The organism is Actinomadura livida, assembly GCF_014648675.1.
In the GTDB taxonomy this organism is placed as follows: Bacteria; Actinomycetota; Actinomycetes; order Streptosporangiales; family Streptosporangiaceae; genus Spirillospora; species Spirillospora livida.
The window spans coordinates 37,585-58,686 of sequence record NZ_BMRO01000003.1 but is presented as its reverse complement, the minus strand read 5'-3'; the positions used below and the strand labels follow the sequence as shown (position 1 = coordinate 58,686).

The following is a 21,102-nucleotide window of genomic DNA, read 5'->3' as shown; positions in this document are numbered from 1 at the left end:
TAAAACGGAGAAGGCCCTAGGTCAAGCTGATTGGAAAAAAGCGGTCGAATCCGCCGCAGACGATGCGGACGGTCCGGATCGTCCCCGGGCCGCGCGGGCGCAGGCCCGCACGGCCGCCCGCACGGCCGGGCGACGGCCCGGCGGCGGACCGAATGTGACCCCTCTCACCTGCGAAGACGTGGAGCGGTCCGGGTGCCGGGGCGCTCCTGGCCTGCTGCTAACGTGTGCACGACAAGACGTCCTTTAAAGCCCGTCCAGTGAGGCGGGAAAGGAGGTTCCGGTGGTGAATGCTGCCTCCAGGCCGGAACGGCCTGCCGGGGCGCGCGTGGCGGACGGTGACCCTCGGCAAAAAGCCGTGCTGGAGGGACCGGACATCAGACGCGCGCTGACCCGGATCGCACACGAGATCCTCGAGCGCACCAAGGGCGGCCACGACGTCCTGCTGCTCGGCATCCAGACCCGCGGCGTGACGCTGGCCGAGCGGCTGGCGGGCGCGCTGCGCGAGGTCGAGGGGCGCCCGGTGCCCTGGGGCTCGCTCGACGTGACGATGTACCGCGACGACCTGCGGATGCGGCCCGCCCGCGCCCTCGGCCGCACCGAGCTGCCCGCCGAGGGGATCGACGACCGGGTCGTCGTCCTGGTCGACGACGTGCTGTTCTCCGGCCGGACGGTGCGCGCCGCGCTGGACGCCCTCAACGACCTCGGGCGGCCCCGCGCGGTCCAGCTGGCCGTGCTGGTCGACCGCGGGCACCGGGAGCTGCCGATCCGCGCCGACTACGTCGGCAAGAACCTGCCCACCTCGATGCGCGAGACCGTGAAGGTCCTGCTGGACGAGAACGACGGGCACGACGCGGTCCTGCTGGGGCCCGTCCCGCCCGGCCCGACGGGGGGCGCCGAATGAACCGCCATCTGATCTCCGCCGCCGACCTGAGCCGCGACGACGCGCTGCTCGTCCTCGACACCGCCGAGGAGCTCGCCCAGATCGCCGGCCGCTCGATCAAGAAGCTCCCGACGCTGCGCGGCCGGACGGTCGTCAACCTCTTCTTCGAGGACTCCACCCGCACCCGCATCTCGTTCGAGGCGGCCGCCAAGCGGCTGTCGGCGGACGTCATCAACTTCTCCGCGAAGGGGTCGAGCGTCTCCAAGGGCGAGAGCCTGAAGGACACCGCCCTGACCCTGGAGGCGATGGGCGCGGACGGCGTCGTCATCCGGCACGGCGCCTCGGGCGCGCCGCACCGGCTGGCGGGCTGGGTGCAGGGCAGCGTGATCAACGCCGGCGACGGCACCCACGAGCACCCGACGCAGGCCCTGCTGGACGCGTTCACGATGCGCCGCCGCCTCGGCGAGCTGGACGGCCGCAGGGTCACGATCGTCGGCGACGTCCTGCACAGCCGGGTGGCACGATCCAACGTCCTGCTGCTCGACACCCTCGGCGCCGACATCACCGTGGTGGCGCCGCCGACGCTGCTGCCGGTCGCGATCGACACCTGGCCGTGCTCGGTCTCCTACGACCTGGACGCCGTCCTCGCCAAGAGCGACGTCATCATGATGCTGCGCGTCCAGCAGGAGCGGATGAACGCCGCCTACTTCCCGACCGTCCGGGAGTACAGCCGCCGCTACGGCCTGACCGCCGAGCGCATGGCCGAGCTGCCCGAGCACGCCATCGTCATGCACCCCGGGCCGATGAACCGCGGCGTCGAGATCGCCGCCGAGGTCGCCGACTCGGTCCGCTCCACCATCGTCGACCAGGTCGCCAACGGCGTCAGCGCCCGCATGGCCGTCCTCTACCTCCTGCTCGGCGGCTCCGAGCCCGCCATCGGCCAGGAGGCCACCCAGTGAGCGAGCGGAGAGAAGCCGTGAAGTACATCATCAGGGGCGCGCGGATCCTCGGCGGGGAGGCCGCCGACGTCCTGGTGCGCGAGGGCGTGATCGCGGAGGTGGGGTCCGGGCTGGACGCCGCCGGGGCGCAGGTCGTCGACGCCGAGGGGCTCGTCGCGCTGCCCGGTCTGGTGGACCTGCACACGCACCTGCGCGAGCCGGGCCGCGAGGACGCCGAGACCGTCGAGTCCGGGACGAAGGCCGCCGCGATGGGCGGGTACACCGCGGTCCACGCGATGGCCAACACCGAGCCCGTCGCCGACACCGCGGGCGTGGTGGAGCAGGTGTGGCGCCTGGGGCGCGAGGCCGGGTACTGCGACGTCCAGCCCGTGGGGGCGGTCACGCGGGGCATCGCCGGCGAGCAGCTCGCGGAGCTGGGCGCGATGGCCGACTCCGCCGCCCGGGTCCGGGTGTTCTCCGACGACGGGCACTGCGTGTCGGACGCGGTCATCATGCGCCGGGCCCTGGAGTACGTGAAGGCGTTCGGCGGCGTCGTCGCCCAGCACGCGCAGGAGCCGCGCCTCACCGAGGGCGCGCAGATGAACGAGGGCGAGATGTCCGCCGCGCTCGGGCTGCGCGGCTGGCCCGCGGTCGCCGAGGAGGCGATCATCGCGCGGGACGTCCTGCTCGCCCAGCACGTCGGGTCGCGGCTGCACGTGTGCCACGTGTCCACGGCGGGCTCGGTGGAGATCCTCCGCTGGGCCAAGAGCAAGGGCTGCCCGGTGACCGCCGAGGTCACCCCGCACCACCTGCTGCTGAACGACGCCCGCGCCGTGACCTACGACCCGATCTTCAAGGTGAACCCGCCGCTGCGCACCGCCGACGACGTCACCGCCCTGCGGCACGCCCTCGCGGACGGGACGATCGACTGCGTCGCCACCGACCACGCCCCGCACCCCGTCGAGGCCAAGGAGACCGAGTGGGCGGTGGCGGCGATGGGCATGATCGGCCTGGAGACGGCGCTGCCGGTCGTCCAGGAGGCCATGGTCGAGACCGGGCTGCTCGACTGGGCCGGGGTCGCCGACCGCATGTCCGCCGCGCCCGCCCGCATCGGCCGCCTCTCCGGCCAGGGCCGCCCGCTGGAGACGGGGTCGCCCGCCAACATCACGCTGTACGACCCGTCGCCCCGCGGCACCGTCGACCCGACGGCGATGACGTCCAAGAGCCGCAACACCCCGTTCGCGGGCCTGGAACTGCCGGGACGGGTCGTCGCCACGTTCCTGCGCGGAAAGCCGACCGTCCTGGAAGGGAAACTGCAATGACCCCTGCTCTGCTCGTTCTGGAAGACGGCAGGGTGTTCCACGGGGCCGCGTACGGCGCCGAGGGCGAGACCTTCGGCGAGATGGTCTTCAACACCGGGATGACCGGTTACCAGGAGACGCTCACCGACCCTTCGTACGCCCGCCAGATCGTGGCCATGACGTCCCCCCACATAGGCAACACCGGCATCAACGGCGAGGACCCCGAGTCAGGGCGGATCCAGGTCGCCGGCTACGTCGTGCGTGAGCCCGCCCGTGTGGCGTCCAACTGGCGCGCCACCGGGTCGCTGGGTTCGGCGCTGCGTGAGCAGGGCGTGGTGGGCATCGCCATCCCCGGCACCCGTGCGCTGACGCGCCATCTGCGCGACAGGGGCGCGATGCGCGCCGGAGTGTTCAGCGGGACGGCGGCCGAGCCGGGCGTGGAGGCGCTGCTGGAGCGTGTGCGGCAGAGCCCCTCGATGGAGGGCGCCGACCTCGCGAGGGACGTTTCGACCACCGAACCGTACGTCGTCCCGGCCGAGGGCCAGAAGCGCTTCACGGTCGCGGCCGTCGACCTCGGCATCAAGGCCATGACGCCGCACCGGCTGGCCCTGCGCGGGTGCGAGGTGCACATCCTCCCGGCGGCCAGCACCACCGCGGAGATCCTCGCCCTCGAACCGGACGGCGTGTTCTTCTCCAACGGCCCCGGCGACCCCGCCGCCGCAGGCTACGCCGTGGACGCGCTGAAAGGCGTCCTGGACGCCGGGACCCCGTTCTTCGGCATCTGCTTCGGCAACCAGATATTCGGCCGTGCCCTGGGGCTGGGCACGTACAAGCTGCGGTTCGGCCACCGGGGCGTCAACCAGCCCGTCCAGGACCGCGCCAGCGGCAGGGTCCACATCTCGGCCCACAACCACGGGTTCGCGGTGGACGCCCCCAAGGACGGCCCGTTCGACACCCCCTACGGCCCCGCCGAAGTCACCCACGTCAATCTCAACGACGGCTGTGTGGAGGGGCTGAGACTCCTGGAGCGTCCGGCGTTCAGCGTGCAGTACCACCCGGAGGCGGCGGCCGGCCCGCACGACGCCTCGGGGCTCTTCGACCACTTCTGCGAGCTGATGGGAGGGTCGGAGTAATGCCGCGCAGGGACGACCTGAAGTCCGTCCTGGTCATCGGCTCCGGGCCGATCGTCATCGGCCAGGCGTGCGAGTTCGACTACTCCGGCACCCAGGCGTGCCGGGTGCTCAAGGCCGAGGGCCTGCGGGTGACGCTGGTCAACAGCAACCCGGCCACGATCATGACCGACCCCGAGTTCGCCGACGCGACCTACGTCGAGCCGATCACCCCCGAGGTCGTCGAGAAGATCATCGCGAAGGAGCGCCCGGACGCGCTGCTGCCCACGCTCGGCGGCCAGACGGCCCTGAACACCGCGATCGCGCTCTACGAGGGCGGCGTCCTCGCCAAGTACGGGGTCGAGCTGATCGGCGCCGACGTGGCGGCGATCCAGGCGGGGGAGAACCGGGAGAAGTTCAAGGACGTCGTCGCCAAGGTCGCGCGGGAGCGGGGCCTGAACGCCGAGTCCGCCCGGTCGCGCATCTGCCACTCGATGGAGGACTGCCTCGCCGCGGCGGGCGAGCTTGGGTACCCGCTCGTCGTGCGGCCCTCGTTCACGATGGGCGGCGCCGGCTCGGGGTTCGCCCACGACGAGGACGACCTGCGCCGCATCGCCGGCACCGGCCTGGACGCGTCCCCGACCACCGAGGTGCTCCTGGAGGAGTCGATCCTCGGCTGGAAGGAGTACGAGCTGGAGGTCATGCGCGACCGCCGCGACAACGTGGTGATCGTGTGCTCGATCGAGAACCTCGACCCGATGGGCGTGCACACCGGCGACTCGATCACGGTCGCGCCCGCGATGACGCTGACCGACCGCGAGTACCAGAACATGCGGGACGTCGCGATCGCCGTGATCCGCGAGGTCGGCGTCGACACCGGCGGCTGCAACATCCAGTTCGCCGTGCACCCCGGCACCGGCCGGATGATCGTCATCGAGATGAACCCGCGGGTGTCGCGGTCGTCGGCGCTGGCGTCCAAGGCCACCGGCTTCCCGATCGCGAAGATCGCGGCGAAGCTGGCGATCGGCTACACGCTGGACGAGATCCCGAACGACATCACCCGGGAGACGCCCGCGTCGTTCGAGCCCACGCTCGACTACGTCGTGGTGAAGGTGCCCCGGTTCGCGTTCGAGAAGTTCCCCGGCGCGGACGGCACCCTCACCACGCACATGAAGTCCGTGGGCGAGGCCATGGCCATCGGCCGCTGCTTCACCGAGGCGCTGCAGAAGGCCATGCGGTCGCTGGAGCAGAAGGGCTCGTCGTTCAGCTGGGCGGGCGAGCCGGACGCCGCCGCGCTGGTCGAGTCGGCCCGGCGCCCGCACGACGGACGCCTCAAGGACGTCCAGCGGGCGCTCTGGGCGGGCGCGAGCATCGAGGAGCTCTACGAGGCGACCGGCATCGACCCCTGGTTCCTCGACCAGATCGCGGCCGTCAACGAGACCGCCGAGGAGATCCGCACCGCCGACGACGCGCTCACCAGGGAGAAGCTGCTGCGCGCCAAGCGGCACGGGTTCTCCGACGCGCAGATCGGCGAGCTGCGGAACCTCTCCGAGGACGTCGTCAGGGAAGTGCGCCACGCCCTCGGCGTCCGCCCCGTCTACCTCACCGTGGACACCTGCGCGGCCGAGTTCGAGGCGCAGACCCCCTACCTCTACTCGGCCTACGACGAGGAGACCGAAGTACCGCCGGGCACCAAGCCCAAGGTGCTCATCCTCGGCAGCGGCCCCAACCGCATCGGCCAGGGCGTCGAGTTCGACTACTCCTGCGTCCACGCGTCGTTCACGCTGGCCGACGCGGGCTACGAGACCGTGATGGTCAACTGCAACCCCGAGACGGTCTCCACCGACTACGACACCTCCGACCGGCTCTACTTCGAGCCCCTCACCCTGGAGGACGTCCTAGAGGTCGTCTACGCCGAACAGCAGACCGGTGAGGTCGCGGGCGTCATCGTCCAGCTCGGCGGGCAGACGCCCCTGGGGCTCGCCCAGAAGCTCAAGGACGCCGGTGTCCCCATCGTGGGCACCTCGCCCGAGAGCATCCACCTCGCGGAAGAGCGCGGCGCGTTCGGGCGCGTCCTGCACAGGGCGGGGCTGCTCGCGCCCAAGCACGGCACGGCCACGTCCTACCGGGAGGCCCTCGAAATCGCCGGCGAGATCGGTTACCCCGTTCTCGTGCGTCCCTCGTACGTCCTCGGAGGGCGCGGCATGGAGATCGTGTACGACGACGCCACGCTGGAGTCGTACATGGCCCGCGCCACCGAAGCGAGCCCGGAGCACCCCGTCCTGGTCGACCGCTTCCTGGACGAGGCCATCGAGATCGACGTGGACGCCCTGTTCGACGGCGAGGAGCTCTACCTCGGCGGCGTCATGGAGCACATCGAGGAGGCCGGCATCCACTCCGGCGACTCGGCCTGCGCGCTGCCGCCCATCACGCTCGGGCACGACGACATCCGCCGCATCCGCGAGTCGACGGAGGCGCTCGCGCGCGGCATCGGGGTGCGCGGGCTCATGAACGTGCAGTACGCGCTGTCAGCGGGCGTCCTGTACGTCCTGGAGGCCAACCCGCGCGCGTCCCGGACCGTCCCCTTCGTGTCCAAGGCGACGGCCGTGCCGCTCGCCAAGGCCGCCGCCCGCGTCATGATGGGCGAGACCATCGCCGGGCTGCGCGCCGAGGGGATGCTCCCGGCGGCGGGCGACGGCGGGTCCCTGCCGCTGGACGCGCCGATCGCGGTGAAGGAGGCCGTGCTGCCGTTCGACCGGTTCCGCAACGAGCGCGGCCAGGGCGTCGACACCGTCCTCGGCCCCGAGATGCGGTCGACCGGCGAGGTCATGGGCATCGACGAGGTGTTCGGCACCGCCTTCGCCAAGTCGCAGCAGGCCGCCTACGGCTCGCTGCCGACCAAGGGCCGCGCCTTCGTCTCGGTGGCGAACCGCGACAAACGGCACATGGTGTTCCCCGTCAAGCGCCTCGCTGACCTGGGCTTTGAGATTCTTGCCACGGAGGGGACCGCCGAGGTCCTGCGCCGCAACGGCGTGCGTGCCAAGATCGTGCGCAAGCACAGCGAGGGTCCGGGACCGTCCGGCGAGCCCACGATCGTGCGGCGCGTCCTGGACGGCGAGGTCGACCTCATCGTCAACACTCCCTTCGGCAGCCCCGGCCAGTCCGGGCCGCGGCTCGACGGTTACGAGATCCGCACCGCGGCGGTGCTGCGGGGCGTACCGTGCGTGACGACCGTGCAGGGGCTCGCGGCGGCCGTGCAGGGCATCGAGGCCGTCGCCGGAGGCCAGGTCGGCGTCCGCTCCCTCCAGGAGCACGCCGAGCGGCTCGGCGGGTCCCGTGGGCGCGTCGGCGGGCCGTCCCCGGACGGTGACGGCAGTATGGCCTCCGGGTGACAGAAGCCGGGACGGGCGGGGCCGGGCGGGACGTGCCGCGCCCCGCCCGGCCGGCGCACGCGACGAGGAGAGGGAGACGGGTGTCCGACACACCGGTGCAGACGTCGGGGACGGTTCTGACGGTCCGCCAGGTGCAGGACTACCACGCGCTGACGCTGGTGGCCCCGGCCATCGCCGAGCGGTTCCGGCCCGGCCAGTTCCTGGCGCTCGCCGTCGGCGGCGAGCACACGTCCCGGCTGGTCCGCCGCTGCTTCGGGGTGCACGAGGTCAAGTCCGACTACGGCGGCACCGTCGAGCTGGTGTTCGCCGACACCGAGCCCGGCACCGCCTGGCTCGCCGGGCGCCGCTCCCGCGACCAGATCGACCTCGTCGGGCCGCTCGGCCGCCCGTTCCGGCTGCCCCGCGACCCGGTGAGCTGCCTGCTCGTCGGCGGCGGGCCCGGCGCGGCCGCCGTGTTCGCCCTCGCCGACGCGCTGCTGCGCCGCGGCTGCCAGGTGCACTTCGTGCTCGGCGGGCCGTCCGCCCGGCAGGTGTTCGGCTCCCGCATGGCGCAGCGCATCGGCGACAGCTCCACCGTCGCCACCGAGGACGGGTCGATGGGGGAGACCGGCACCGTCCGCGACGTCCTGCCGCGCGTCATCGAGGAGACCGGCGCCGACGTCGTCTACGGCTGCGGCCCCACGGACCTGCTCCGCTCGGTCACCCAGGTCGCGGGCGACTTCGGCCTGCCCTCCCAGGTGTCGGTCGAGGAGTTCCTCCAGCGGACGGGCGCCTGCGGCATCGGCGTCTGCATGACCTGCATGCTGCCCGTGCACGGCGACGACGGCGTGACCCGCATGGTCCGCGCCTGCGCGGACGGGCCCGTCCTGCGCGGCGACCGCGTCCGGTGGGGCGACCTCGGAACCATCCCGTTCGACGCGCTCGGCGCGCCGCGCGTCCTGAGCGTCTCCGAAAGGGGTCCTCGATGAGCGACCGGGTCAGGACCTCACTCGGGCCCCTGGAACTGCCCAACCCCGTCATGACGGCCTCCGGGTGCGGTGGGACGGGACGGGAGCTCGCCCAGTTCTTCGCCCTCACCCGCCTGGGCGCCTTCGTCACCACGTCTGTGATGTCCCAAGCGCGCGCGGGACGTCCCACACCACGGGTCACCGAGACGCCCAGCGGCCTCCTCACCGCGATGGGCCTCCCCGGGCCCGGCATCGAGACGTTCCTGGAACGTGACCTTCCCTGGCTCATGGAGCAGGACGTCCGCACGATCGTCTCCGTCGCCGGCAACAGCGTCGAGGAGTACGCCGACCTCGGCCGCCGCCTCCGCAACGTCCCGGGCGTCGCCGCCATCGAGGTCAACGTCGCCTGCCCGAACGCCGAGGACCGCGGCCGCGTGTTCGCCTGGCACCCGGCCGCCGCCGCGTCCGTCGTCCGGGCCGTCCGCGACCACGCCCGGCCCGGCACGGCCGTCTTCGCCAAGCTCGCCCCCGACGTCACCGACATCGTCACCATAGCCCTGGCCTGCGTCGACGCGGGCGCCGACGGCCTCACCCTCATCAACACCATGGAGGGCATGGCGATCGACCCGAAGACGCTGCGGCCCGCCCTCACCGGCGTGTCGGGCGGCCTGTCCGGGCCGGCCGTCCGCCCGATCGCGGTCCGCTGCGTCTACCAGGTGCACGCGGCGCTGCCGAGCACGCCCATCATCGGGGTCGGCGGCATCGCCACCGGCCTGGACGCGCTGGAGTTCATCCTGGCCGGAGCCTCCGCCGTCGCCGTCGGCACCGCCGTCTTCCACGACCCCTCCGCCGGGCCCCGCGTCCTGCGCGAGCTGGAGGACGCCCTCGCGGCCCGCCGCATCGGGCGCCTCGCCGACGCCGTCGGACTCGCGCACAAGCCCGCCGGGTACGTCCCGCCCCAGGTGCGCCCGCAAGAGCCCGAGAAGGAGAAGCTGTGACCGCCCCCATCGCCGTCGCGCTCGACGCGCCCGACCTGGAGACGGCCGCCCGCTGGGCCACCCTGGTCACGCCGCACGTCTCCACCGTCAAGGTGGGCCTGGAGCTCTACCTGCGCTACGGGCCGGACGTCGTCGCCAGCGTCCGGGGCGCCAGCCGCGTCCAGGTCTTCCTGGACCTCAAGCTGCACGACATCCCCGCGACGGTCCGCGGCGCCGCCCGCGCCGTCGCCCGCCTCAAGCCGTCCTACCTGACCGTGCACGCCGCGGGCGGGCCCGCGATGATCCGCGCGGCCGTCGAGGCGGCCCCCGCCACGAAGATCGCCGCGGTGACCGTGCTGACGTCCCTCGGCGAGGCCGACCTCACCGCCCTCGGCCTCGCGGGCCCCGCCCCGGACGCCGTCCGCCGGCTGGCCGTCCTCGCCGTCGAGGCGGGCGCCCAGGCGCTCGTCTGCTCCCCGCAGGAGGCCGCGGCCGTCCGCGCGGAGGTCGGCCCAGGCATCACGCTCATCACGCCGGGCGTCCGCCCCGAGGGCTCCGCCAACCAGGACCAGGCCCGCGTCGCCACCCCGGAGGACGCCCTGGCCGCCGGGGCGGACCTGCTGGTCATCGGCCGTCCCATCACCGCCGCGCCCGATCCCGGCGCCGCCGCGGCCGCCATAGCCGCCGCCCTCCGCAGGACGTCCGCCGGCGCACCGTGAGCGCGCGGGCCCGCGCCGGCGGCCCCGGTGCGCGGAGCCCGGCCGCCGCGCATCCGGAGGGCCTCCCCGGTGAACAAGTGACGGGTTCTGCTTTCTGAGCAGGTTTTGCTAAGGGGTTCTAGGACGTGCGGTATCGCACTTTGTGGTTTTACTCGCATGCGATTACGGAGACGGACTCCTCCGCATTGCGATACGTACCGAACGACGAACTCGTTCACGCGGGGCGACGATTCATGCCGGGGAACGTCCCCGGCGGATCGCCGGCGGTTCCGCGTCCATGTGCGATGCCCTGGCGGCGGGCGGGGAGCTGGAGCGGTGGCGGTGCCCTCCGGTGGCTGGCGCGATCTCGGCGGTCGGGGTGTTGTCGAGGATGACAGTAACCCTCCCGGCGCGACGTGCGGAACGGCGCGGCGTGACGAGTGTCACTCGGTCGGGATCATTTGTGGGGGACCTCACAGGCCCCGTCCGCGGGGCCCTGCGGAGGGTTCGCGGGGCGCCGGACGGCGCCGCGGCGGGGGCGCGAACCCCGCCCGCAAACCGGTACCGAGTGCCGCATATGGGGTCAGAAAGGGGGGATTTTCACGATCAAGCGAAAGTCCCAGCAAGGCGCCGGGATGGGCGGCCGAGGGGCCTCGATTGGGTACACTCTGTATTCAGGACACTCCAAGGAGTGATTTTCATGAATTTGTGGCGGGCTAAACGGCACTTCACGTTGCCTAAAGGGCGGTGAACTCGCTAGTTTCCCAACCCGTCCGACTCCGTCGAGTGGAAACCTGAGGTGACCCGGCGTGGCTCTTCCGCCCCTAACCCCCGAACAGCGCGCCGCAGCCCTGGAGAAGGCTGCCAAGGCTCGCAAGGAGCGGGCCGAGGTTAAGAACAAGCTGAAGCACGGGGGAACCTCGCTCGCCGAGGTTCTCAAAGAGGGTCAGTCCGACGACGTCATCGGAAAGATGAAGGTGTCGGCGCTCCTCGAATCACTGCCCGGTGTGGGCAAGGTCCGTGCGAAGCAGATCATGGAGCGCCTGGGCATCGCCGAGTCCCGCCGTGTGCGGGGCCTCGGCGCCAACCAGCGCGCATCCCTGGAGCGTGAGTTCGGCGGAAGTGCGAACCGCTGACGCGCGACTCACGGGCGGGCGCTGCGGCCAGGCCGCCGCGGCCGGACCGGGGCGACCCGGGACCGGCACCATCCCGCCCGGCTCCGGCGCACGCGCCGAACGCCTCCCATCACCGGCCGCCCCTCGCGGGGCGCACGTCCCCGGACGGGCCGGATGAGAATGTTCGACGCGGCTCCGGAAGGCTCCGAAACGCCTGGCCCGCTCTCGCGGCGCCTGACGGTCCTCTCCGGGCCGTCGGGCGTCGGCAAGAGCACGGTCGTCGCCGAGATCCGGCGAGCGCACCCCCGGGTGTGGCTGTCGGTCTCGGTGACCACCCGGCCCCCCCGGCCGGGTGAGACCCACGGTGTGCAGTACTTCTTCGTCGACGACGCCGGTTTCGACCGGCTCGTCGACGAGGGGGAGCTCCTCGAATGGGCCGAGTTCGCGGGCAACCGCTACGGGACCCCGCGGCGGCCCGTCGAGGAGCGCCTGGACCGCGGCGAGCCGGTCCTCCTGGAGATCGACCTCCAGGGCGCCCGGCAGGTGCGCCGCACCATGCCCGAGGCGCTGCTGGTGTTCCTCGCGCCGCCCAGCTGGGAGGAGCTCGTCCGCCGGCTGACCGGCCGCGGCACCGAGCCCCCCGAGGTCGTCGAGCGCCGCCTCGCGGCCGCCCGCGTCGAGCTCGCCGCCGAGAAGGAGTTCGACGTCACGCTCGTCAACACGTCCGTCCAGGACGTGTGCGATGAGCTGCTAGCCTTGATGGCTGTTCACTAGTGCGTCCGCCGCGTCCGGCGGGCGCGGAACGCAACACCGGAGCGAGACCTAGGGAAGGCCACCGAGTGGCAGCCAGCAATGAGGGCATCACCAACCCGTCGATCGACGAGCTCCTCGAAGTCGTCGACACCAAGTACGGCCTCGTGAGCATCGCGGCCAAGCGCGCCCGGCAGATCAACGCCTACTACGCCCAGCTGGGCGAGGGCCTGCTGGAGTACGTCGGCCCGCTCGTCGAGACGCAGGTCCAGGAGAAGCCCCTGTCGATCGCGCTCCGCGAGACGCGCGAGGGCCTCCTGAACGCCGAGCCCATCGAGGGCTGAGAGCGGCCCCGCCCGGGGCGACCCCGGCGGGAACCCGTCCGGTGCCTGATGGCACAGTGGGCGGCATGACCTCCCCCAAGCCGCGCGTCGTGCTCGGAGTGAGCGCCGGCATCGCCGCGTACAAGGTGTGCGAACTGCTCCGGCGGCTCACCGAGTCGGGCCACGACGTCACCGTCGTCCCGACCGAGGACGCGCTCCGCTTCGTCGGCGAACCCACCTGGGCCGCCCTGTCGGGGAAACCGGTCTCGACGGGGGTGTGGGACGGCGTCGCCGACGTCCCGCACGTCAGGCTCGGGCAGCAGGCCGACCTGGTCTTCGTCGCCCCCGCCACCGCCGACCTGCTCGCCCGGGCCGCCGGCGGCCTGGCGGACGACCTGCTCACCAACACCCTGCTCACCGCCCGCTGCCCGGTCGTGTTCGCGCCCGCGATGCACACCGAGATGTGGGAGCATCCCGCGACGCGGGCGAACGCGGCGACGCTGCGGAGCCGCGGCGCCGTCGTCGTCGAACCGGCGTCCGGGCGCCTCACCGGCAAGGACACCGGCCCCGGCCGGCTGCCCGAGCCCGCCGAGCTGTTCGAGGTCGCCCGGCACGTGCTGGCGCGCGGCGCGGACGGCCGCGACCTCGCCGGGCGGCACGTCGTCGTCTCGGCCGGCGGCACCCGCGAGGCCCTCGACCCCGTCCGCTTCCTCGGGAACCGCTCGTCGGGCCTGCAGGGCTACGCGCTCGCCCGCACCGCCGTGGCCCGCGGCGCCCGCGTGACGCTCGTCTCCGCCAACGTCGCCCTGCCCGACCCGGCCGGGGCCGAGATCGTGCCCGTGGAGTCGGCCGAGGACATGCGCGAGGCCGTCCTGAAGGCCGCCGGCGCCGCCGACGCGGTCGTCATGGCCGCCGCCGTCGCCGACTTCCGCCCGGCCGGCTACCAGGGCTCCAAGATCAAGAAGTCCGAGGGAAGCGAGCCGGAGCCGATCCGGCTGGCCAAGAACCCCGACATCCTCGCCGAGCTCGGCGAGAGGCGCCGCCCCGGGCAGGTGATCGTGGGCTTCGCGGCCGAGACCGACGACGTCCTGGAGAACGGCCGCGCCAAGCTCGCCCGCAAGCGCTGCGACCTGCTCGTCGTCAACCAGGTCGGGGAGGGGCTCACGTTCGGGCGGCCGGACAACGCCGCGGTGATCCTCGGCGCGGACGGCTCGCAGACCGAGGTGCCGCGCGGCGCCAAGGAGGCGCTGGCCGAGGTCGTCTGGGACCAGGTCGCCGCACGCCTCGTCCCGCCGCCGGCCGGCTGACGCCGTCCCCGCCCGGCGGCCCGCGGCCGGTGCGCCGCCGGCCGGCGCGGCGGAGGCCCCCGCGTCTCCCGGCGATCGCGGCGGCGTTCGGCGTTCCCGCTAGACTCCGCAATGACACCCGTGGGAAACCCGGCGGGGGGCGGGGTCCCCTGCCGAACTCGACAAGACATCCGTCCCTGCGACGACAGTCAGCAGCCGCTGCAAGGAGTTCACGTACGTGCCTCGCCGCCTGTTCACCTCCGAGTCCGTCACCGAAGGACACCCGGACAAGATCGCGGACCAGATCAGCGACGCGATCCTCGACTCGATGCTCAAGGACGACCCGAAGAGCCGGGTCGCCGTCGAAACGATGATCACGACCGGGCAGGTCCACGTCGCCGGTGAGGTCACCACCGAGACCTACGTGGACATCCCCGGCGTGATCCGCGAGAAGATCCTGGAGATCGGCTACGACTCGTCAAAGAAGGGCTTCGACGGCCACTCCTGCGGTGTGTCGGTGTCCATCGGCGCCCAGTCGCCCGACATCGCGCAGGGCGTCGACGACGCTTACGAGGCCCGCGAGGGCGAGGGCGTCGACGAGCTGGACCGGCAGGGCGCCGGCGACCAGGGGCTGATGTTCGGCTACGCCACCAACGAGTCGCCCGACCTCATGCCGCTGCCGATCACGCTCGCGCACCGGCTCGCGCACCGGCTGTCCGCCGTCCGCAAGAGCGGCGACGTCCCCTACCTGCGCCCCGACGGCAAGACCCAGGTCACCATCGAGTACGACGGCGACCGCGGCGTCCGCCTCGACACCGTCGTCGTGTCCAGCCAGCACGCCCCCGACATCGACCTGAAGGAACTGCTGGCCCCGGACATCAAGGAGCACGTCGTCGACCCGGTGCTCGCCGGGTTCGAGCTCGACACCGAGGGCTACCGGCTGCTGGTCAACCCGACCGGCCGCTTCGAGATCGGCGGCCCGATGGGCGACGCCGGGCTCACCGGCCGCAAGATCATCGTGGACACCTACGGCGGCATGGCGCGGCACGGCGGCGGCGCGTTCTCCGGGAAGGACCCGTCCAAGGTCGACCGGTCCGCCGCGTACGCGATGCGCTGGGTCGCCAAGAACATCGTCGCCGCGCAGCTCGCCGACCGCGCCGAGGTCCAGGTCGCCTACGCGATCGGCAAGGCCCACCCGGTCGGGGTTTTCGTGGAGACCTTCGGCACCGAGAAGGTCGCCCCCGAGAAGATCGAGAAGGCGATCTCCGAGGTCTTCGACCTGCGCCCGGCCGCGATCGTCCGCGACCTGGACCTGCTCCGCCCGATCTACCAGCAGACCGCCGCGTACGGCCACTTCGGCCGGAGCGAGCCCGACTTCTCCTGGGAGTCGACGGACCGCGCCAAGGACCTGGCCTCCGCCGCCGGCCTGTAGCCGACCGTCCGGACCGTGGTCCGGCAAACGGGAAGAGCCCCGGGGACGTCGCCCGGGGCTCTTCTTCGTGCGTGCGGTGTTTCGTTCGGCGTGGCGGTCGGCCGTGTCCGCTCAGGGGGCGCAGTGGTTGCCGCGCCGGAGGCCGTAGCGGGCGCCGATGGTGTAGCGGCCGGGCCCGTCCGCCTGCAGCCGGATGAACTCGCCCTCGCGCGCCAGGCACGCGTCCCCGCCCGTCACCCTCAGCCAGGGCGACCAGTAGGCGCGCACCAGGACGGAACCGCTCGACGGCATGTCCACGACGAGTTCGCCCGCGTCGAGCTCGTGGACGGACGCCGGGCGGTCGACCAGGGGCGTCGCCCGCAGGACGCGGTACAGCCGCCAGTGCTCGTCGTGCCAGATCTCCGTCAGGTACGGCTGGCCCTCGGCGACGAGCGCGGCCTCCTCCTGCGCCGCCCAGTCGTTCTCCTGCTCGGGCAGGACGACGTACTGCACCGCCCACTTGTGCAGCCAGTCGCGGTAGGAGTCGGACGTCAGCGCGCCGTCCTCGTAGAACAGGCCGTGGCGTTCGGCGTCGACCTGGCGGTTCCAGCCGCGCGCGAGGTTGAAGTGGCGGCTCATCCCCGCCGCCTCCCAGTGGGAGCGCAGCGGGACGACCTCGATGCGCCCCTTGCCGGCGCCGAGGTTCGTCAGCTCGGTGACGAGGCCGCTGGCGTGCGCGGCGGCCTCGTCGGCGGGTTCGGTGTGGATGAGGTCGTCGACGGGCTTCACGACCTGCCAGGACGCGGTGACGATGAAGGCCAGGGACAGGACGGCGATCCGCAGGCGGCCCTGCGCGCGCGCGACGGCCGACAGCAGGAACATCCCGCCGAACAGCAGCGAGAGCCGCTCGACGTTGCTGCCGACCGGGGACGGGATCAGCCACGTCAGGACGATCCCGGCCAGGTACACGGCGGCGCCGACCCGGACGAGGGTCCAGTTCTTCGGCGCGCACGTCAGCACGGCGATCACGCCGGTGACGGCGGGCAGGACGATGGCGGTGAACGAGATGGGCTGGATGCCGTCGAAGGGGAACAGCAGGCTCGTCGTGCCCACGACGAGGGGCAGGCCCACGGCGAGGCAGACCCCGGCGCGGCGGCGCCCGGTCAGGAACAGCGCGGCGGCCAGCACGAGGAGGAAGAGGCCCGCGACCGGGCTCGCCAGCGACGCGAGGAGGCTGAGGACGACCATCCCCGCCGCGCGCAGGGCGGGGGTGCCGCGGCGGGTGAACGCCGCGATCGTCGCCAGGAGCGCGAACATGAGGCCCAGCCCGAACGTGGTCCGGCCGGACGCGGCGTTGCATGCCAGCGCGAACGCGACCCAGAGGGAGGCGGGCAGCGCCACGGGCGCCTTGAACCGCCGCAGGAGGTGCGCGGTGAGCGCCGCCGAGACCGTGCCTGTCACCACGGCGACCGTGCGGATGCCGAACAGCGCCATGAGGTGCGGGGACAGGACGCTGTAGGACGCCGGGTGCATCCCGCCGTACCAGGCGAAGCTGTACGCGGCGTCTGGGTGCTGCCAGACGAAGTCCGTCCACGCGGCCTGCGCCGCGAGGTCACCGCCTTCCGTCGCCAGGTACAGCGCCCACACGAGGTGGAGGACGGCCGAGGCGAACGTGGCCGCCACCACGGGGTGACGCGGGTTCGCCCACTTTCTCCAGGGCGCCGGGGACGGGGAGCGGCGCGACGCGCTCTCCAGGGCAGGAGCGTCCGCCCGCTCTCGGGTATGCGGTGTTGTCATCGCCTGGTTGTCATCGCCTGCACGGGCTCGTCGGGCGGCTGGGGCTCGGGAGGCATCGGGCGGTCGACCGGCGCGACCGGCGGATGCGCACCCCGTTCGAACGGATCAACCCTAGCGTGCGCGGTCGGCTGTCGGGCTGATCTGGTAGGACGGGGTCGTGACGAAGGACGGCGGGGGGACGGACCTCATCCCGGGGCTGGGCGATCTGCCGGAGCGGCCCGTGGACGGGCCGGGCAAGTCCGCTAAGCCGGGCAAGTCCGCCAAGCCGGGCAGGTCCGCCAAGTCGGGGAAGGCCGCGAAGAAGGGTGCGCGGCGGCCCGCCGAGGAACTCCCCGTCGCGCGGATCGCGGTCGACATGTCCCTGCCCCACCTGGACCGGCCCTTCGACTACCTGGTTCCCGCCGAGCTGGCCGCCAAGGCCGTGCCCGGCTGCCGCGTGCGGGTGCGTTTCGCCGGGCAGCTCGTCGACGGTTTCCTGCTGGAGCGGGTCGCCGAGAGCGGCCACGACGGGAAGCTCCTGTACCTGGAGCGGGTCACGTCGTCCGAGGCCGTGCTCACCGCGGAGGTGGCGGCGCTGGTGCGGGAGGTCGCCGACCGGTACGCGGGGACGTTCGCGGACGTGCTCCGGCTCGCCGTCCCACCGCGGCACGCCCGTGTAGAGGCGGAACCTGGGGCCGCGCCCGGTGACGACGCCGAACCGCCCGATGACGGCGCCGAAGTGGACGTCGGCGTATGGCGTGACTACCCGGCGGGGGCGTCGTTCCTGAGCGCTCTGGCTGATGGCAGGGCGCCCCGGGCGGTGTGGACGGCCCTGCCCGGGCCCGACTGGACGGCCGCCATAGCGCGCGCAGTCGCCGTGGCCCTGCGAAGTGGACGCGGCGCACTGGTCGTCGTGGCCGACGGCCGCGATGTGGCGCGGATGGACGCCGCGCTGGAGGCGGAGCTGGGGGAGGGCCTGCACGTCGCGCTGACGGCGGAACTCGGCCCGGCGGAGCGCTACCGGAGGTGGCTGGCCGTCCTGCGCGGCTCCGCGCGGGCGGTGGTGGGCACGCGCGCCGCCATGTTCGCCCCCGTCGCCGATCTCGGCCTGGTCGTGCTGTGGGACGACGGGGACGACGTCCACGCCGAGCCGCACGCGCCGTACCCGCATCCGCGCGAGGTCCTCGCCCTGCGCGCCCACAGGGCGGGCGCGGCGGCGCTGATCGGCGGGTACACGCGGACCACCGACGCCACCCAGCTCGTCGAGACCGGCTGGGCGCACGCGCTCGCGGCGGACCGGCAGCGCGTCCGGACGGCGATGCCCCGCGTCCGCTACGTCGGCGAGGACGCCCAGCTCGCCCGGGACGCCGCCGCCCGTACCGCGCGCCTGCCGAACGTCGCGTTCGAAGCGGCGCGGCAGGCGTTGCAGGACGGGCCCGTCCTGGTGCAGGTGCCGAGGCGCGGATACGTGCCGGGCATCGCGTGCGGGCGCTGCCGTACCCCGGCCCAGTGCGCGGCCTGCCAGGGGCCGCTGTCGCTGCCGTCGTCCCATGCCGCTCCGCACTGCCGGTGGTGCGGGCGCATCGCGGGCGATTGGCACTGCCCCGAGTGCGGCTTCTTCCAGGTGCGTGCCGTGGTGGTGGGCGCCAAACGCACGGCGGAGGAGCTGGGCAGGGCGTTCCCCGGCGTGCCGGTGCGCACCTCCGGCCGGGACGCCATCCTCGAACGGGTCGGCCCAGAACGGGCTCTAGTGGTGGCCACGCCCGGGGCGGAACCGCCCGCGGAGGACGGCTACCGGGCCGCGCTGCTGCTGGACGGCTGGGTGCTGCTAGGGCGGCCGGACCTTCGCGCCGGGGAGGAGACGCTGCGGCGCTGGATGAACGCGGCGGCGCTCGTGCGCGCGCAGGGGCCGGTCGTGGTGGCAGCGGAAGGGACGCTGCCCGCCGTCCAGGCCCTCGTCCGGTGGGACCCGGTCACCTACGCGGAGCGCGAGCTGGCCGAGCGCAGGGATGTCGGTTTCCCGCCCGCGGCGCGGATGGCCTCCCTGACCGGGACGCCCGCGGCCATCCGGGACCTCCTGGCCGACGCCCGGCTGCCCGAAGGCGCGGAGGTGCTCGGGCCCGTCCCCGTCCCGCCGGCTCCCGGCCCGCAGGCGGGAACCGACGCCCAGGACAAGGAGCGCGCACTGATCCGCGTGCCCCGGGCCGCAGGACACGCGCTGGCGCGCGCGCTGAAGGAAGCCCAGGGCGTGCGCAGCGCGCGCAAGGCCACGGAGACCGTACGAGTCCAGATCGACCCCCTGGAGTTGATCTGACCAATAGGGTTCTCGCGTGGCCGACAACTGGGTGGAGACCACCGTGGGCGACCTGCGGCGGTGGGCGGACGAACACGGCAAGGCGCTGGACGAGCCGGGAGCTCGGATCCTGCTCGACCTCGCGCAGAAGGAGATGGGCCTGCCCGGCCCGGATGCGCTCACTCCGGAGCATCTGCGCGAGCTCCTGCTGAAGGTGTTCCCCGAGTCCGTGGTCGCCGGGCGCGAGGACGTCCCCACGATCCTGGACGTCCTCCGCCGGATCGCCGCGTACCTGCGCGACACGAAGGCCGTCACGCCTGACGCCGCCGCCGGCCTGGAGGCCGAGATCGACCGGATCGGGCCCGAGTTCGAGGAGCTCGTCGCCTCGGTGGACACCGAGGAGCGGCAGGCCGCCGCGGAGGTCATCGGCGGGCTGATGCAGGCCGACGGGGTCTCCCTGGACGACCAGGAGGCGGTCGAGGCGTGGATCAGCGACTTCGAGGCGCTGCCCGACCACGAGCGCTACGCCCGCACCGAGGGCTACCTGCGCCAGGTCGAGGAGCTGGTCGTCCCGCCGGTGCATCTCGCCCCGCAGGCGGAGCTGGCGGACGCCGTGCGCCGGTCCCGCCTGACCCGCCTCACCCTCGCCCTGGCCGACTGGACGGGCGAGCGTGACCTCACCGAGCACGACACGCTCACCGAGGCCGACGCCGAGGCCGCCGGTGCCGTGCTCGGCCTGGACACCCCGCGGCGCCACGGCCAGATGGAGGACTCGGGGGAGCTGGAGCGGTTCTGGTGGGCCGCCGTCGAGGCGGAAATGATCACGGCCGACGACGGTACGGCCGGCCCGGGCCCCGCCCTGGACGGCCTCCGTTCCACCGATGACACGACGCTGCTCGGCGCCTGGCTGCCGCTGTTCGACGCTCTGGCGGTGCCCGGCCACGACTATGCCGACGGCCTGGACGCGGTGGAACTCGTCCAGAACGAGATGACCGGCGTCCTCATCCACCTGTACGAGCAGGAAGAGCCGACGGAGCCCGCGACCCTTCTCGGCGCGTTGCTCGACCACGTTGAGGAGGCCTACGACCTGTCCGACGCCGATGGCATGCCGGCGCTCGTGTCGGACGCGTTCCACCTCGAACTGGCGACCCTGGAGGAATGGGGCGTCGTCCAGAAGTCCGGTGCGGAAGAGTCCGGTGAGGGGCGCGAGCTGACGCCGCTGGGCGTGTGGGCCGTGCGGGAGCTGCTCATCGCGGACGGCTTCACCGCGCCGGTCGTCGGCGAGCTGGCCGGCGCCAGGGCCTCCGAGCTCATCGCCGGCCTCACCTGGTACCGGCCGGAGGCCGCGGACGAGGAGATCGACGGCTGGCTGGCCGGCCAGGACCCCAAGGACGCCGCCGCCGACCTCCTGGACGTCATGCGCACCGGCGGTCCGGGCGCGCGCAACCTGGCGGCGGCCGTCCTGCACCGCATCGGCCCGGAGGCCGCCGGCGTGGTCCGCGCCGCGCAGGAGCATCCGCTCGTCTCGCCCTACGCCGCGCTTTGGCTGAACGCCACGGGGGACCCATCGGGACGGGAGCTGGCCCGCGAGGAGTACCTGTGGGTGTTCGTCGACACCGTCGCAGGGATGCTGGAGACCGCCGAACCCGAGGAGGCGGTCGAGGCGGCGCTCCTCGACACCCCGCCGGGGACGGAGATGGAGCAGATGGTCGACGAACTGTGGCGCACCGACCATCCCGGTGTGGCCGACGTCCTGGAGGCCCTGGGCGCGCACCACCCCGACAGGGCGACCGCCAAGGCGGCCCGTACCGCCGCCTACAAGGCGCGTTCGGCCAACCAGGGAGCCGGTCGCAGCGTGTGAATGTTCACGGTTCGCCTCCGTAGACTGAACGGAGCATCCCGCCGT

At 73.0% G+C, this 21,102-nt stretch carries 16 protein-coding genes; 15 read left to right on the top strand and 1 reads right to left on the bottom strand.

What is annotated here, in order from left to right; translation table 11 throughout:
- The first annotated feature begins 283 nt into the window (after positions 1-283).
- From pyrR to metK, 13 genes are all read left to right on the top strand, one after another.
- On the top strand, positions 284-901 hold the full coding sequence (gene pyrR / locus IEZ03_RS06925; protein WP_207945448.1) for a bifunctional pyr operon transcriptional regulator/uracil phosphoribosyltransferase PyrR: 618 nt from the start codon (positions 284-286) through the stop codon (positions 899-901).
- Positions 898-1,839: an aspartate carbamoyltransferase catalytic subunit gene (locus IEZ03_RS06920; protein WP_184886341.1), complete on the top strand. Its 942-nt coding sequence runs from the start codon at positions 898-900 to the stop codon at positions 1,837-1,839. Before pyrR ends, IEZ03_RS06920 begins: the two co-directional genes overlap by 4 nt.
- The gene (locus tag IEZ03_RS06915; RefSeq protein ID WP_184886339.1) at positions 1,836-3,140 is read left to right on the top strand and encodes a dihydroorotase; all 1,305 of its coding nucleotides are present in this window, start codon (positions 1,836-1,838) and stop codon (positions 3,138-3,140) included. The genes IEZ03_RS06920 and IEZ03_RS06915 overlap by 4 nt, the downstream gene beginning before the upstream one ends.
- Positions 3,137-4,252 carry a glutamine-hydrolyzing carbamoyl-phosphate synthase small subunit gene (gene carA, locus IEZ03_RS06910; RefSeq protein ID WP_184886337.1) on the top strand — a complete coding sequence of 372 codons (1,116 nt, stop codon included), beginning with the start codon at positions 3,137-3,139 and terminating at the stop codon, positions 4,250-4,252. The genes IEZ03_RS06915 and carA overlap by 4 nt, the downstream gene beginning before the upstream one ends.
- Positions 4,252-7,620 carry a carbamoyl-phosphate synthase large subunit gene (gene carB / locus IEZ03_RS06905; RefSeq protein WP_184886335.1) on the top strand — a complete coding sequence of 1,123 codons (3,369 nt, stop codon included), beginning with the start codon at positions 4,252-4,254 and terminating at the stop codon, positions 7,618-7,620. Before carA ends, carB begins: the two co-directional genes overlap by 1 nt.
- Positions 7,621-7,700: 80 nt before the next feature.
- A complete protein-coding gene (locus IEZ03_RS06900; RefSeq protein ID WP_132044507.1) occupies positions 7,701-8,588 on the top strand; it encodes an iron-sulfur cluster-binding protein in 888 nt (295 codons plus the stop codon).
- Positions 8,585-9,565 carry a dihydroorotate dehydrogenase gene (locus tag IEZ03_RS06895; protein ID WP_184886333.1) on the top strand — a complete coding sequence of 327 codons (981 nt, stop codon included), beginning with the start codon at positions 8,585-8,587 and terminating at the stop codon, positions 9,563-9,565. Before IEZ03_RS06900 ends, IEZ03_RS06895 begins: the two co-directional genes overlap by 4 nt.
- Positions 9,562-10,263: an orotidine-5'-phosphate decarboxylase gene (pyrF, locus tag IEZ03_RS06890; RefSeq protein ID WP_184886331.1), complete on the top strand. Its 702-nt coding sequence runs from the start codon at positions 9,562-9,564 to the stop codon at positions 10,261-10,263. The genes IEZ03_RS06895 and pyrF overlap by 4 nt, the downstream gene beginning before the upstream one ends.
- Before the next feature lie 788 nt (positions 10,264-11,051).
- On the top strand, positions 11,052-11,378 hold the full coding sequence (mihF, locus tag IEZ03_RS06885; RefSeq protein WP_021597647.1) for an integration host factor, actinobacterial type: 327 nt from the start codon (positions 11,052-11,054) through the stop codon (positions 11,376-11,378).
- A 159-nt stretch (positions 11,379-11,537) separates the two neighbouring features.
- Positions 11,538-12,131, top strand: coding sequence for a guanylate kinase (gmk, locus tag IEZ03_RS06880; RefSeq protein WP_184890762.1), 594 nt, complete (start codon positions 11,538-11,540; stop codon positions 12,129-12,131).
- A 65-nt stretch (positions 12,132-12,196) separates the two neighbouring features.
- A complete protein-coding gene (gene rpoZ / locus IEZ03_RS06875) occupies positions 12,197-12,451 on the top strand; it encodes a DNA-directed RNA polymerase subunit omega (RefSeq protein ID WP_021597645.1) in 255 nt (84 codons plus the stop codon).
- Positions 12,452-12,516: 65 nt separating this feature from the next.
- Positions 12,517-13,737: a bifunctional phosphopantothenoylcysteine decarboxylase/phosphopantothenate--cysteine ligase CoaBC gene (gene coaBC, locus IEZ03_RS06870; protein WP_184886330.1), complete on the top strand. Its 1,221-nt coding sequence runs from the start codon at positions 12,517-12,519 to the stop codon at positions 13,735-13,737.
- Positions 13,738-13,954: 217 nt separating this feature from the next.
- On the top strand, positions 13,955-15,148 hold the full coding sequence (gene metK / locus IEZ03_RS06865; protein WP_184886328.1) for a methionine adenosyltransferase: 1,194 nt from the start codon (positions 13,955-13,957) through the stop codon (positions 15,146-15,148).
- Between the two features lie 111 nt (positions 15,149-15,259).
- Here metK and IEZ03_RS06860 read toward each other — a convergent pair whose 3' ends face one another.
- Positions 15,260-16,813 carry a DUF8823 domain-containing protein gene (locus tag IEZ03_RS06860; protein ID WP_184886326.1) on the bottom strand — a complete coding sequence of 518 codons (1,554 nt, stop codon included), beginning with the start codon at positions 16,811-16,813 and terminating at the stop codon, positions 15,260-15,262.
- A 268-nt stretch (positions 16,814-17,081) separates the two neighbouring features.
- Between IEZ03_RS06860 and IEZ03_RS06855 the strand changes: the two genes are divergently transcribed.
- Positions 17,082-19,217, top strand: a complete 2,136-nt coding sequence (locus tag IEZ03_RS06855; protein WP_184886324.1) for a primosomal protein N' — start codon at positions 17,082-17,084, stop codon at positions 19,215-19,217.
- 16 nt (positions 19,218-19,233) lie between these two features.
- The gene (locus tag IEZ03_RS06850) at positions 19,234-21,057 is read left to right on the top strand and encodes a hypothetical protein (protein ID WP_184886322.1); all 1,824 of its coding nucleotides are present in this window, start codon (positions 19,234-19,236) and stop codon (positions 21,055-21,057) included.
- Positions 21,058-21,102 lie beyond the last annotated feature (45 nt).

What these genes read in the sequence shown, in the direction of transcription:
- IEZ03_RS06895 (WP_184886333.1), top strand. Translation starts at nt 8,585, where the DNA reads ATGAGCGACCGGGTCAGGACCTCACTCGGGCCCCTGGAACTGCCCAAC.
- carB (WP_184886335.1), top strand. Translation starts at nt 4,252, where the DNA reads ATGCCGCGCAGGGACGACCTGAAGTCCGTCCTGGTCATCGGCTCCGGG.
- gmk (WP_184890762.1), top strand. Translation starts at nt 11,538, where the DNA reads ATGTTCGACGCGGCTCCGGAAGGCTCCGAAACGCCTGGCCCGCTCTCG.
- coaBC (WP_184886330.1), top strand. Translation starts at nt 12,517, where the DNA reads ATGACCTCCCCCAAGCCGCGCGTCGTGCTCGGAGTGAGCGCCGGCATC.
- carA (WP_184886337.1), top strand. Translation starts at nt 3,137, where the DNA reads ATGACCCCTGCTCTGCTCGTTCTGGAAGACGGCAGGGTGTTCCACGGG.
- IEZ03_RS06920 (WP_184886341.1), top strand. Translation starts at nt 898, where the DNA reads ATGAACCGCCATCTGATCTCCGCCGCCGACCTGAGCCGCGACGACGCG.